9 protein-coding genes and 1 tRNA gene are annotated in these 14,949 nt (G+C 42.4%); 5 read left to right on the top strand and 5 right to left on the bottom strand.

The genetic code is table 11. The features are described from left to right. Positions 1–109 precede the first annotated feature (109 nt). The 4 genes from FSB73_RS15935 to FSB73_RS15920 all read left to right on the top strand — a co-directional run bounded on the left by FSB73_RS15935 (position 110) and on the right by FSB73_RS15920 (position 7,227). A complete protein-coding gene (locus FSB73_RS15935; protein ID WP_146784365.1) occupies positions 110–736 on the top strand; it encodes a hypothetical protein in 627 nt (208 codons plus the stop codon). Then, positions 730–3,534, top strand: a complete 2,805-nt coding sequence (gene porW / locus FSB73_RS15930) for a type IX secretion system periplasmic lipoprotein PorW/SprE (protein WP_449371703.1) — start codon at positions 730–732, stop codon at positions 3,532–3,534. The genes FSB73_RS15935 and porW overlap by 7 nt, the downstream gene beginning before the upstream one ends. A 201-nt stretch (positions 3,535–3,735) precedes the next feature. Then, positions 3,736–5,913 carry a penicillin-binding protein 1A gene (locus FSB73_RS15925; protein ID WP_146784359.1) on the top strand — a complete coding sequence of 726 codons (2,178 nt, stop codon included), beginning with the start codon at positions 3,736–3,738 and terminating at the stop codon, positions 5,911–5,913. A gap of 546 nt (positions 5,914–6,459) precedes the next feature. Continuing rightward, on the top strand, positions 6,460–7,227 hold the full coding sequence (locus tag FSB73_RS15920) for a LexA family transcriptional regulator (protein WP_146784356.1): 768 nt from the start codon (positions 6,460–6,462) through the stop codon (positions 7,225–7,227). Between the two features lie 554 nt (positions 7,228–7,781). On the opposite strand, the gene FSB73_RS15915 is transcribed toward FSB73_RS15920, so the two are convergent. Then, positions 7,782–7,853: transfer RNA gene (locus FSB73_RS15915), tRNA-Arg, on the bottom strand. Positions 7,854–7,963: 110 nt separating this feature from the next. Continuing rightward, a complete protein-coding gene (pepT, locus tag FSB73_RS15910; RefSeq protein WP_225974074.1) occupies positions 7,964–9,166 on the bottom strand; it encodes a peptidase T in 1,203 nt (400 codons plus the stop codon). Positions 9,167–9,413: 247 nt separating this feature from the next. Here pepT and FSB73_RS15905 point away from each other — a divergent pair, with 247 nt between their 5' ends. Next, positions 9,414–10,727, top strand: a complete 1,314-nt coding sequence (locus tag FSB73_RS15905; protein WP_146784353.1) for a UDP-glucose dehydrogenase family protein — start codon at positions 9,414–9,416, stop codon at positions 10,725–10,727. Positions 10,728–10,761: 34 nt separating this feature from the next. On the opposite strand, the gene FSB73_RS15900 is transcribed toward FSB73_RS15905, so the two are convergent. The 3 genes from FSB73_RS15900 to yidC all read right to left on the bottom strand — a co-directional run bounded on the left by FSB73_RS15900 (position 10,762) and on the right by yidC (position 14,759). After that, on the bottom strand, positions 10,762–11,319 hold the full coding sequence (locus FSB73_RS15900; RefSeq protein ID WP_146784350.1) for an NUDIX domain-containing protein: 558 nt from the start codon (positions 11,317–11,319) through the stop codon (positions 10,762–10,764). A 26-nt stretch (positions 11,320–11,345) separates the two neighbouring features. Further along, a complete protein-coding gene (locus tag FSB73_RS15895) occupies positions 11,346–12,698 on the bottom strand; it encodes a pyridoxal-phosphate dependent enzyme (protein WP_146784347.1) in 1,353 nt (450 codons plus the stop codon). 198 nt (positions 12,699–12,896) lie between these two features. Beyond that, positions 12,897–14,759, bottom strand: coding sequence for a membrane protein insertase YidC (gene yidC / locus FSB73_RS15890; protein ID WP_146784344.1), 1,863 nt, complete (start codon positions 14,757–14,759; stop codon positions 12,897–12,899). Positions 14,760–14,949: the final 190 nt, after the last annotated feature.

The raw sequence follows: 14,949 nt of genomic DNA, 5'->3' as shown, positions 1-14,949 counted from the left end.
ATCAACCCACGGCAGAAGCCTTACGGATACATATCTGCTTGCCGTAACAGCAAAAGCACTTAAAATAATAATTGCTCCTTTAGAACGTTTTAAATAGAATATGGGGGTAATGGCAAAAGCCAACGTAGATTCCGGCCGCAATAGGCAGTTTAATAAGCGACCAGCGTCACAACTATTTATAGGTGTAATCATGATATTGGTACTGCTTAGCAGCAGTACTCACCTATTGTATGGCCAGGCAGGAACGACCATCAATCTTCGTGATGTCAAACCCGCCGAATTTGCCAAAAAACTACTTCGGGCAGAAAAGACTGATTATGGACCGCTGGGAAAGTTCCAACAGTTTATGCAAAACACGTTTACCCGGTTCAATTATCTCTATAATGCCAACCAGCGTCTTAAAGAGATCGTGGATAAAGCCACTGAGGATTACAAAGAAGACTATACACAGCTTTTGTCCTATTATCCTTATGACAGCAAGGCCATGGCTGCCAATAGTTATCTGGATTCCGTGATTCAGCATGCCACAGCCGGAATACTGCTGCACGATTTGCGCAACCAATACGTGGATGAACTTTATTTTTTACTGGGTAAAGCCTACTATTATCAAAAAAAATACGACACAGCGCATCAGGTTTTTCAATACCTAAACTATGCTTTTGCCCCAAAAGATGACGGTTACGATCTACCTATCGGCAGTAATATCAGTAAAGTAAAAACCAGTTTACCATCTTAAACCCCGAGCATAAAGGCATTAGTAAAAACAGCTACGCCCGAAAAGAAAGAAGAAATGACGGACTTATCTGGCAGGTGAAAAACTATATTCAGTCCGGTGATTTTATCCAGGCACGGGTGCTTTTGGGTTATATAGAAAAGGATAGTTTGCTACCAAAAAGGTTAATCCCACTTGTGGCCCAGACCCATGGATTTTTATTTTATAAACTAAAAGCCTATGACAGTGCGGCAAACTATCTGGTCAAAACAGATTTTCAACTATACAAAAGGGCTGTAAGGCCGCGCATGTATTATCTGACCGGTCAATTGTATGCGCTGGGAGGCGACAGCCTAAGGGCCGCCGACTATTTTGGCAAAGCCAAATCCTCGGCAATAGATCCGCTGTTAAGTATTTACAGCGCCCTGGCTGAGGCTTCCATGAGTAGGCGCGACTTAGTTGAGCAAATGAGCCTAAGCGCAGGTTCAAATAAAAAAGAAATGGCTGGCAGTCATATGGCACTGCTGGAAAAACTTTCCAGGAAGGACAAATTCAGAAGATACAAGGACGTTATCTATTACGCCGAGGCAGCCATAGCCTTAAAAAAGCAGGATAACAAATTGGGCCGCGATTTGCTACTTAGCAGTATAAAGGCCGGCAAAAAGATTACGCCACCCAATAATTGGCAAAAAAGCAGGACTTACTTTGCGCTGGCTGGATTAGACTACGACAAAAATAGCTTTTATGAAGCCGCCAAAAATTATGATAGTGTCAACTCCGCTGATCTGACCAGGCAAACAGACAGAAAACTATTAGACAATAGAAAAAGCCCCTTAAACCAGGTAGCTGGTCTGCTTGATTCAATTTATTTCCAGGACAGCCTTCAGCATCTGGCAGCCATGCCTGAAAAAGCGCGCCTGCAGCTATTAAAAGAAAAGGCAAAAGAAATCCGCAAGGCCATCCAGCAAAAGGCCGAGGCACAGCAAGGTGATATCTTAAATCCGGCCGTCCGCCGACCGGTAAATCAGGCGCCTACTAGTCTCTTTCCCAGTTCAGGGGCGACATCCACCACCTGGTATTTTAATAACCCGACGCTTAAAAATAGTGGCTATCAACTCTTTAAACAAAAGTTCGGCAACCGGCCCAATGTAGACAACTGGCAAAGAATAAGTGCCATTACAGGCAGGGGCGCAAAACCTATTAAATCAGCTTTAGGTAATGAACTATTAGCGGGTTTTAACCCAGATGGCTCGATCAAACTGGATAGCAGCAATATCCAGGCGGAGGACTTACTGCAAGGCCTTCCATTAACAGATTCCAGTTTAAAAATCAGCAATCATCAAATTGCAGCGCATCTTTTCCATGCCGGCCTTATTTTGCAAAATACCATGGAGAACTTTACAGGTGCCATCTACGTTTATGACTCCCTGATGCGTCGTTTTCCTTCCTGGGATTCCACGGACCAGGTTTTGTTCAATGAATTTATCTGCTGGACTTTACTTGGTAAAAAAAATCAGGCAGATATGGTTAAGACACAGTTAACTAAAGCCTACCCTGCCAGTAAATGGCTGGCAAAGATCAATAGGCAAGATAGTCTGCAAAATAATATCCCAGAAACCAGTCTTCAAAATAAGGCCACCTATGCCTATAACCAAGTCTATCAATTATTTTTAGCAGGTGATTTTAACAAAGCAGATTCTTTAAAACAAATTGCTGACAGACAGTATGGTCGGTTTTATTGGACAGCGCAACTCCTGTATATAGAATCCGTTTATTATATTGACGCTCATAAAGATTCAATAGCCGAGGGTAAACTGGAATATCTCATTAAAAATTTTAATACCTCTCCTGTCAGGCCCCAGGCACAACACTTGCTCAGTATTTTGAAAAGGCGATCAGAAATCCAGGCCTATCTTCGCCAGTTACATATTCTACCCACAGGTCAAATTCAGAACAGTCGCCTTTCCCGGCTGGAATCAGCTGCTGCAGGCCTGGCTGAGCAAAGAGAACGCCGCATTGCCATCTTAAGGAATCAAAAGATTCTGGATCTGCCAGATAGTGCAAATACACCCATTAATCAACTTGAAGGCGAATTAAACCGTCAAAGTGCGCAGATAGGGATCAGAGAAGCAGTTAAACCGGTCAATGAGCTTATAGACAGTACAAAGCTAGCGGTTACAACGGAAAATAACCCTGCCGTTGAAAATAGGCGTCCAGACACGACACAAATCAACAAACAACCTAATCATGCGGTTAGCCTTCCACCAATTTCCGCTAATCCAGATAAACAGGTGCGCTCTGCTCAGCCAACTGATTCCAGTACCAATAGTCAGGCTACGGATTCTGCCGCAAATAACCAGGCGGTTCAGCCACCACCAACTGTTACACAACCCGTATCTGCGCCCCCACAGGCCAATAACCTGAAACAGACCGCCACCATCAATGGGTTCACTTTTAACCCGGCTCAGCCACAATACGTAACAGTGATTTTGCATCACGTAGCGCCGGTCTTCGCCAGTGAAGCAGCGAATGCATTTAACCGGTATAACCTGCTGGCCTTTGAACATGATAAATGGCCAGTTAACCGACAGCAAAGCATCCCTGAAACGGATTTGGTTCAAATTGGTCCATTTAAGGATTATAAAGCTGCTGAGGCTTACCTTAAACAAATCCAGCCGGTAGCGCCTAGTACCATTCTGCCCTGGCTCGCACCGGACAAATTTGAGCTAATCATTGTAAGTCCACAGAATACCAATAAGTTAAAATCAAAAGAAGATTTAAAAAATTACCAAGAGGCCTGGAAGCAATTTGAGGCGAAATAGAATTTTATGGCTATCTTTCAGGAAGTCATTATTTTTGGCTGGGTAGTTAAAAATGAACTTAGTACCAGCCTTAACTGCGTGGTTAAAATCCGCGCGGCATAAACGGTTCAATTTTTGATTAAATGTGGCAACAAAAGCAATAAAATCTTTGTGTACTAAAATACCATAGAATTTAACCTATTTAGATTTAGAATTTAAAGCATGACGCAGCAAAACAAGCAAAGGTCAGGTTCCGGCAGCAAACCAAATAGAGGGGACAGTAAACAACCAGGCAAAAAGCGAAATAAAGTCGTTCGCATCCTATGGATCGTCTTTTTTGCCGGTCTTTTAGGCGCCTGTCTTTTAATCGCAATGGCAAACTATGGATTGCTGGGAGAAATGCCCTCCATCGAACAGCTGCAAAACCCAAATGCCTCAGAAGCCAGTCAGATTTATGCAGATGATGGCACCTTAATGGGAAAGATCTATTCCGAGGACAGAATCAATGTTTCTTTTGACCAGATTAGCCCGCATGTCATCCAGGCACTCGTGGCAACGGAAGATGAAAGATTTTATCAGCATAGCGGTATCGATCCACGTTCGCTGGCCAGAGCATTATTTTCACTAGGTGGCGAAGGTGGTGCCAGTACAATTACGATGCAAACGGCCAAAAACCTTTTTACTGATTATAAACGCAATGCCTTTATCCGTATTATTCAAAAACTCAAAGAATCCATTATTGCCATAAAACTGGAAAGAAATTTTACCAAAAATGAAATAGTCACGCTTTATCTGAACACTGTACCCTTTGGAGATAATGTATATGGTATCCGCAATGCTGCCAGAACATTTTTTCAGGTGAATCCGGCAGATTTGAATATCAACCAGGCGGCCGTTTTGATCGGGATGCTCAAGGCGTCTACTACCTATAACCCGAGGCTGCACATGGATAAAGCCTTGCAGCGCCGCAATGTGGTCATTAATCAGATGCTGCGCAATCATTTTGTTTCTGCGGCAGATGCCGAAAGAATAAAAAAGGAACCCATTACACTCAACTATCATAAGATGAGTAATTCTAATGGGTTGGCCCCTTATTTCAGGATGGAACTTATCCGCCAGCTGAAAGCCTGGTGCGCGGATCCTGCCAATAAAAAACCGGACGGAACAACTTATAATTTATATAAGGACGGTCTTAAAATCTATACGACCATTAATCCAGATCTGCAACGCTATGCTGAGAGCGCAGTAGCCAAACACATGAGCTCCATGCAAAAATTACTCGACAGGCAACAAAATATAAAAGACGGCAGTATTTGGAAAGGACATGAAATTACCATCACCCGTTCTATGAAACGCAGCAACCGATGGAGAGCATCCAAGGACAACGGTATGAGCGATGCAGACATAGAAAAGTCCTTCCATGTCAAAACAAAAATGCGGGTATTTGCCTGGAATAAACAAAGACATACAGACACCATAATGACGCCTTACGATTCCATTAAATATACCAAACAAATGTTACAGGCAGGTGTCATGGCAATGGATCCAATCTCAGGTGAGGTCAAAGCCTGGGTTGGTGGAATCGATTTTCAGACTTATAAATTTGACCATGTGAATATTCATACGAAAAGACAGGTGGGGTCAACCATCAAACCCCTGCTCTATAGTATGGCAATCGAACAAGGTGGATTTACCCCCAGCACCCCTGTAGAAGATGTCCAACAGTATTTTAAAGGATATGGAAATGTCCCGGCAACCAGCGCTACCTGCACCGGCAGAACCATGCCGATGAGTGAAGCCTTGGCAGAATCCCGCAACTGCGCTACGGCTTACATCATGAAGCAACTAGGGCCAGAGGGTAATGAAGGGGCGGTTAAATTTGTTGATTTTCTTAAAACCTGTGGAATTACGTCAAAAATAGACCCTTATCCTTCCATTGCCTTGGGTAGTGGGGAAATCTCTCTTTATGAAATGATGCAGGCCTATTCCATGTTCCCAGGCAGAGGCTTCACCGTTCAACCGATGATTATTACCCGTATTGAGGATGCACATCATAATATCTTATACACCAGCACTCCCAAGCGTAAACAGGTCATTAGTGATATTACCTCCAGTTCACTGGTGTCCATGATGCAGGATGTCATTGATTATGGTACAGGTCGTAGAATGGCCAGCTACGATATACCAGGCGAGATTGCCGGTAAAACAGGTACAACCAATGACAACAGCGATGCCTGGTTTATTGGCTTCACCCCGCAGCTTTTAGTGGGTGTATGGACAGGCTGCGATAGTCGCTTTATCCGCTTTAACAGCACAGCTATCGGACAAGGTTCTTCGCTGGCCCTACCAATCTGGGCTTACTTTTTCCAAAAGCCTATAAGGATAAAAATGCCGGTCTGAACGCCAGTCAACGATTTAATACAGGCGGCTCAAATCCAGCAGCATCCATTATCTATGACTGGGCACATGACATCAAAGACAGCACAGATAGTATCCAAAATAATATACTCAATCAACCAGGGCTCAAACCACAGGATATCGGTCCGGAAAGTGATACCAATATCAACAATACCGACCAAAATGATGTTCCGCTTATAGGTGGCAGCTCTTCGGGCAATAAAACCAAACCCAAAGCAGTGATGCCGGCTCCCAAAAAAGAAGAGCCTAAAAAAAAGGGGTTATTTAGAAAAATATTTGGCGGAGGTAAGGATAAAAAAATAAATAGCCTGCATCCGGCCCCTGGTCATTAATCTCATTAGTAATTATAACTCCAATGATTTACAAGAAGATACATCCTTAAATTCATTGGAGTTTTCGTATTACGGATTAGTAGAATAAAAATATTTAGCTTTTTTATCGAAAAAAACTCCAAAATATTTGGGAGTCATGCCAATACTTAGTAAATTGCACTAATCGTATTAGTGTTCACTCTAAAACTTAAAAAACATGACTACATACGCTGGTAAAAACCTCAAATATCTAAGAAAACTACGTGGCTGGACACAGGCACAAATGGCTGATAAACTGGGTATTAAACGTTCCCTAATCGGCGCCTATGAAGAAAGTCGCGCTGAGCCACGTATTGACGTACTGACTGCTATTGGTCAGATTTTCAAATTAAGCCTGGATGAATTATTCCTGGAAGATCTGGACCAACCAGGTGAAGGGACTTATTTAGACAGAAGACGCGCCATGATGATGGCCAGTACCACGGAAGCCAAAGTGCAATTTGTGCCAGTCAAGGCGGCTGCCGGCTATCTGGCTGGTTATGAAGATAATGAGTTTTTAGATGAGCTCAACACCTTTACCTTGCCTATGCTGGCTCCAGGATTTTACCGCGCCTTTGAAATCGTAGGCGACAGCATGTTGCCCACACCGAGTGGCAGTGTAGTTGTAGGCGAGAAGGTGGAGCATCTGGGAGATGTCAAAAATAACAACGCATATATCGTTGTTTCCAGAAGCAATGGGATCGTCTATAAAAGAATTGTACGCAATAATAAAATCAAGGACCAAGTTACCCTGGTAAGCGATAACCCCATATTCGAGCCTTATGCGGTAGATGCGATCGATATAATGGAAATCTGGAAAGCACAGATGATCATTTCCAAGATTGATAAACATCAAAGATGGGATGTCGGACAGATGGCTGGCCTGGCAGGCGTTGTCAATAACCTGCAACAAGAAGTGGCCTCGCTGAAAAAGCAAATCAGCTAGAAATATCAAGGCATGAATATGAAATGCGGTCAATTGTTTGAGAGCAAATAATTGACCGCATTTTTGTGCATATATGTCACCTTATCCTCTGTAAAGTATTTGAACCCAGACCAGCTCTTTGCAGTTATCTTAAATACGCTTATCTTATGCACTGGAGAAACAGTATGCTTTTCTAACATGGGGGCATACTATTGCTAAAAAGCATATCATTGCATTGATCTGACCGATTCCTGTAGTTCTAGCAGGATTCTCCTGGGACGGAATTACACCCTTTTTTTTTATAGCTCGACAAAATGACAACGCGTCCCAGTTGTTAGAAGCATTTGAAGTTATCAGTTAAATTTTAGAAATATCATTGCATTTTTTCAGGGATCTCATTGAATTTATTTGGCTTTCCTGCCCCTAGCCTGGTCGCGTAATTTGCGAAACTCTTTGCATATTATTTGCGTAACAAATATACGATTTTGGGATAATTTTGGTTGATTTAAGTTTAATTCGGTTGCGCTGAAACCCACTAGGCATAAGAAAACCCGCTGTTTATGCGGGTTCATGGGTGGCCTCGCCAAGAATCGAACTTGGATCTGGAGCTTCGGAAACTCATATACTATCCATTGTACTACGAGGCCTTACATACCGGTCCTTATGCCAACCGGGATGCAAATATAAACGCAAGAATTGTATTTTCAGCCGATTTAAGCATTTTCTTCCCACACTTTGACTAATTCTACTAAAACTTCTACTGATTTTCCATATCACTAATACCAATCCATTCATGACGGGAATGAATGGCCTGCATCCCTGTAAATATATTTGGACATGGCAGTCCCATAAAGCTTAGACGGCTGCCATCAGTGCCTCCCCTGATCGGCTCGTTTGTCACGGTGAGGCCAACATTTTTGTACGCTTTGATCGCATTTTCTGCCACCTCAGGGTATTGCTGCAGAATTTCTTTCATATTGCGGTATTGTTCCTTTACAGTAAAATCCAGCTTTACACCCGGATACTGTTTAATAATGCCCTCCGCAATTGATTTTAACCTCGTTTCGTGTTTTGCCAGGTTAGCTGTTATAAAATCCCTGACAATAAAGTCAATGGAGGCCTCCTCAGCAATTCCTTCTATCTTAACAGGGTGTACAAATCCTTCTCTGCCACTGGTCGTCTCGGGACTAAATTCATTTTTAGGTAAGCCGGCCAGGATTTCCCCTACAATTTTAAGGGCGTTGATCAGTTTGCCTTTGGCATAGCCGGGGTGTGCAATTACACCATGTACCCTGAGCTTAGCACTGTCCGCGCTAAAAGTCTCATCTTCAAAACTCCCGAGTTCACCACCATCTAGTGTATACCCAAAATCCGCACCTACCCTATTTAGATCTACCTTCTCCGTTCCTCTTCCCGTTTCTTCATCTGGCGTAAATAAAATTTTGATCGTGCCGTGTTGTACTGATGGATGGCTTTGTAAATAGTTCGCCAGATCCATAATGATGGCCACACCACTTTTGTCGTCGCCGCCCAACAGGGTTTTGCCGCTCGCCGTAATAATAGATTTCCCCATTTGCGTTTTAAGATAAGGATAGTCAGACACGCGGATGATCTGATCGGCGTCATCTGGCAACTGAATATCATGGCCATCATAATCTTTGTGCACAATTGGTTTTACATTAGTGCCTGAACAATCAGGGGCCGTATCCACATGTGCACAAAAACAAATCACCGGCACTTTTTTATCTGTATTGGCTTCAATCGTTGCATAAACATAGCCATTTTCGTCCATTGCAGCGTCATGAATACCCATTTCCAAAAGCTCACTAACCAGCAGCCGGCTCAGATCCTTTTGCTTCTCTGAGGACGGGAATGCGCCGTTATCAGGATCGCTTTGCGTATCTATCTGGACATATCGTAAAAACCTGTCTGTTACCGTATAACTATATTGATTTAACATATTGCATCTGATTTGTTCGCAAAGTACAAAAAATTGCGGCCACTCGCAGACAAGTAGCCATTTTTAACCAATTGCTTCAAACTATCGTTACGCTTTTAGAGGAATTAGTTTTTTTTTCAAAAAATGTAAATAACTAAGTAGTATCTTTCCGGAACTTTTTAAATACCCGGTCTGAGGCCTGTTTAGGGTGCTAATACTCAATAAAAGAAGGCCGATCGCCTGGGTATTCAATTAAAAAAAGCAATGAATGAAAGTAGTTATTGCAGGGTCTGGATATGTTGGTCTGGTAACAGGAGCCTGTCTGGCAGATATTGGTGTAGAAGTATGCTGTGTAGATATAGACCAGCAAAAGATTGATAACCTTAATAAGGGCATCTTACCCATATTTGAACCTGGCCTGGAAGACATCATCCACCGCAATGTCAGAAGCAAAAGGCTTCATTTTAGTAATTCCATTCAGGAGAATATAAAGGGCGCCGGCGCTGTATTTATAGCCGTAGGCACCCCACCAGGTGAGGATGGCAGTGCAGATATGCAATATGTGCTGGCGGTAGCCAGTGCCATTGGTGACTGCCTGGAAGATTACAGCGTTGTTGTTACCAAAAGTACGGTCCCTGTTGGCTCCTCCGAAAAAGTCCGGGCTGCTATCAAGCATGCTTTGAGTAAAAGAAATCTGGATATTCCCTTTGATGTGGTTTCTAACCCTGAGTTCCTAAAAGAAGGTGCTGCCATTAAAGATTTTATGAGTCCGGACAGAATCGTTGTCGGCATTGACAGTGACAGGGCCAAAGAAACCATGGACACCCTGTATAAGCCATTTTTATTAAATGGCTACCGGATTCTCTATATGGATATTCCTTCCGCAGAAATGACCAAGTATGCCGCCAATGCGATGCTGGCCACCCGTATCAGTTTTATGAATGATATTGCCAATCTCTGTGAGAAGATAGGCGCCAATGTTTCTCATGTAAGGGCGGGCATCGGAGCCGATCCACGTATCGGCAAAAAATTCCTCTATCCCGGTGTTGGATATGGGGGGTCTTGTTTCCCAAAAGATGTAAAAGCTTTACTGCGTACTGGAAAGGATTATGCTTACCCATTAAGACTACTGGAAGCGGTGGAAGCAGTCAATGATGATCAGAAAAAAATAATCTTTGATAAAATCAACCGCCATTACGACAACAACCTCAAAGGGAAAACAATCGCTGTCTGGGGGCTGGCGTTTAAACCTAATACAGATGATATTCGTGAGGCACCGGCGCTGGTACTGATCGAGTCGCTGCTTGCAGCTGGCGCAAAGGTTCAGGTGTATGATCCGGAAGCCATGAAAGAGGCCCATAAACTACTTGGAGACCGCGTCGCCTGGGCCGAAGATGTTTATGACTGCGTTAAAAATGCGGATGCCGTAGCTCTTGTAACCGAATGGAATGCCTTCAGACTTCCTAACTGGGTACAGATTAAAAACTTAATGGCTGCGCCAGTGGTTTTTGATGGCAGAAATATCTATGATGATGTGCAGTTAACAAAAGCTGGATTTACCTATTACGGTATTGGCCAGTAACCCCAAAAAATAGAAAATTAAAAGTCCGGTAGGGCTAACAGTAACCCAGGACTTTTAATTTTAATACACTCGCTACAGTAATACTATCCGTAATCTTGCCTTGCATAACCCATTCAAAGACCCGGGCTAAGGGCTGACGCATTGTTTGCAATTTTTCAGTAGGCTCTGGAGCCGCCTGCTTTTGCGTAAGACCCGTCGCTAAAAAGACCGTAGCCTCCTCATCCGTTACTGAGTTGGATAAATCCATTTGCAAAAGCGTCTCCCACTTATCTGCCACCAAACCAGTTTCTTCCAATAATTCTCTTTTGGCAGCTGCTAATGGGGCTTCATTCAGCGGGCCACCACCTTCAGGAAGTTCCCAGCTATAACGATCCAACACAAACCGGTACTGCCCCACCAGGTATATATGACGCTGTTGGTCCAGAGCGACAACACCTATAGCTCTGTTTTTAAAATGCACTTTACCATAGATACCATCGCCACCTGATGGGTTAATGACATCATATTGTGTAATTTGTATCCAGGGATTATTATACACCTCCTGCTGGTCTTTAATCTTCCAGGGATTTGATTCTACCGGTAATTTATCCATTATACAAAAAAAATTAAGCGTAATGATTAGGCCAAACTATGGATAAAATCAAACTTGGTGACAATATGATGATTCCCTAACTCGTCTGCCACCAAAATGGCTCCATTTTCCCGGCTAATCAAATGACTGCTTTTCTCAATGGGTGTCTCCATAGCCACGATTGGGTAAGGTTTTTCCATTACCTGACTGACTTTTTCATTTTTAAGTTCTGGATTTGCAAAAATCTTCTGAAACAAGCCACTCTCACTAATTGAACCAATAAATTCATCCCCTTGTTTTACGGGGATATTCTCGATATCAAATTTTTTCATAAGCTCGACTGCCTGCACGACTGTCTTATCCGGCTCAATGGCAATCAGTTTATTGTCCTTACGGCCACTTATAATATCTTTTAAGGTTTTTACTTCCATAAAACCTCTTTCCATCATCCATTCATCATTGTAGATCTTGCCCACATAGCGGCTACCATGATCATGGAAAATCACGACGACAACATCCTCTTTTTTAAGCTTGTCTTTTAACTGAAAAATACCCTGTAGGGCACTTCCGGCACTATATCCTACAAAAATACCTTCCTCCTTGGTGATCCTTCTGGCCATGACAGCCGCATCTTTGTCCGTCACTTGTTCAAAATGATCGATGTAATTCATGTCAAAGTTTTGAGGAACAAAATCCTCACCAATACCTTCTGTTATATAGGGATAGACTTCCTTTTGATCCAGTTCTCCGGTGCGGAAATATTTAGTCAACAAAGAACCATAACTATCTATGGCCCACACCTGAATATCCTTATTCTTTTCTTTCAGGTATTTACCGACACCGCTTACAGTGCCGCCCGTACCAGAGGCCACCACTAAATGCGTAATCTTTCCTTCGGTTTGCGCCCATATTTCTGGACCCGTTTGCTCATAATGGGCCAGGCGGTTGGCCAGATTATCATATTGGTTGACATAAAATGAATTAGGGGTCTGCTCAGCAAGTCTTCTGGATACAGAATAATAGCTTTGCGGATCTTCCGGTTCCACGTTAGTCGGACATACAATTACTTCAGCCCCCAACGCTTTAAGAATATCTACCTTTTCCTTACTTTGCTTATCGGTCGTAGTAAAAATACATTTATAGCCTTTTACGATGGCAGCCAAGGCGAGTCCCATGCCGGTATTGCCACTGGTCCCCTCGATTATCGTTCCTCCAGGTTTTAGCAACCCTTGTTTTTCAGCAACATCCACCATTTTAATGGCCATACGGTCTTTCACGGAGTTACCGGGGTTAAAATATTCCACTTTGGCCAAAACCTTACAGGGTAATCCTCTGACACTTTTGTTCAGTTCGATCATAGGGGTATTACCAATGGTTTCTAAAATGTTTTGTAGCCACATAGTCTATTAAATTAGTGATATAATATACAAATTTACATTAAGTTTTTTGAACAGCTGTCATTAACGGAAGGAAAAGCAGGGATTTCCTAAATTAAATCATGGCTAAAAATAAATACCGCTATCAAGCAGAAGGACGATCCTTATGTAGGGATCGTCCTTCTATCTGATTATTTACAGAATTGCCAATTTGATATGACTTTATTTCTTTTTGCGTACATCCTGCATTTTTTTCTGTTGTTGCTGCATGGCTTCCATACGCGCCTGGAACTTACTTTTCTGCTTAGGCTGTTTTCGTTTGGTATTGATTTCTGCCAGGATCTTGTCGTGATCCAAAATGTATTTTTGGATGACCAACTGTATGCCAAGCGTTACTAAGTTACTAACGGTATAATAGAGCGTCAATGCACAAGGCAGGCCGTTGAAAACAAAGAAGAAGATAAACGGCATGAAATAAGGCATGTATTTCATCATGGCCTGGTTTTGACCTGTTGATGGAGACATGTTCATATTATACATGCTGGTAAACATACTGGTCACACAATAGGTGATCGTAAACAAACTCAAGTGATCGCCCAGTAAAGGTACATGTGTATTAAAATGAATAATGGCATCATAGGCAGAAAGATCTTTGGCCCAAAGGAAACTCTGGCCTCTTAATGCAATACTGGAGTTAAAAAAGCGGTAGAGCGCCAAAAATATCGGTATTTGCAAGAGCATAGGCATACATCCACTAAGTGGATTGGCCCCAGCTTCCCTAAAAAGCTTCATTTGCTCCATTGCAAATCCTTGTTGATCTTTCCCGAATTTTTCCTTCAGCGCATCAATTTCTGGCTTAAGCACCTTCATTTTGGCACTGCTGTAATAACTTTTATAAGTCAGCGGAGAAGTAATCAGACGGATAAAGATGGTCAGCAGTATAATGACCCAACCAAAATTACTGACAAAGCTGGCTATAAAATTAAAGATCGGCATGATAAACCAGCGGTTGACGTATTTGGCAAATGCGTCAATACCAGAACCCAGATCCACCATATTATGCATACCGTTGTCATAAGCTTTCAGTATGTAATAATCATTGGGGCCATAGTACAATTGCAGGGGTATATTGACCGAGGCCGTGGCTGGTACATCAATTTTAAGGGTAGCCGTATCATGGAAAATTTGTTTGATGGAAGAATCTCCATCTTCTCCTGGCTGGGCAGTCATTTTTGCAGTACCGGAAGCAATCCCTGCTTTTGCCAACAGGGTCATATTAAAGAACTGCTGTTTAAAGGCCATCCAGTTTACCCCATTTTTGAACTGCTCATCTGCACCACTTGCTGCACGCTCATCATCATATCCCTTTTTAATATCATTATAGGCTAAATAAGACTGCTCTTTTTCATATTTAACCGCCAATTGTTGACGATGTAAAATATTCACCCAACTGATATTCAGTTTATTCTGGGTCAAAAGCTGAGAAGCGCCATTAATCAGGATATTCCAGTCCACCATATAATTGTCCTTTTTTATGACAAACTGGTGCTCGATAACCTGACCATTGGCATTTGTGAGCTTATAGGTAATAACCTCGCTGCCGTCCTGATTTTTTTTAATAGGCTCTGGCGTAAAATACAAATCTGTCGTCTCAGTAGAACTATTGGCGGAAGTGTTGATGGCATATCCTAGTTTATTAGACGCACCGCCCAGAATAACCTGAGTAGAATCAAAGGATTTATATTTTTTTAATTCGACTTTCTGTATCTGACCACCTTTATTGGAGAAGGTCACTTTCATCAGGTCATTTTCCACTACCTGGAACTGTTCATTACCATTTGCGGCATCAGCAAAAGTACCGGCTGCTCCAACTTTAGCCAGGGAATCCGCACTGAGGGAGTCTTTCACAAGCGCCACAGTGTCAACTGGTTTTGCCATGGATTTTTGGACCAACGCAATGGAATCCTTCACATGTTGCTGGCTTTTCTCATAAGCATCTTTTTGTTTGCCGGTAATTACAAAATAGCTAATAAACAATATACCCAGCAATGCCAGCCCTATAATGGTATTTTTATCTGTCTTCATTCAATGTTATTTACTAAGAATTTTTCCCCTAGTATTTTAAATTTTGAGTGGCAAAGGTAATGAAGACAGTAGAATATGCCAATCAAACCCCCTATCTTTTCGGTAAATAGTCAAATAGGGTTAGGTAAGCAGTCTATATATCTTAGCATTTATCGTCAATTTAGCGGAAAAGAAACAAAAAAGTGGCGCC

Origin of the sequence: Arachidicoccus ginsenosidivorans, from assembly GCF_007971385.1 — a bacterium.
Classification (GTDB): Bacteria; Bacteroidota; Bacteroidia; order Chitinophagales; family Chitinophagaceae; genus Arachidicoccus; species Arachidicoccus ginsenosidivorans.
This window is presented reverse-complemented; position numbering and strand designations above follow the sequence as displayed.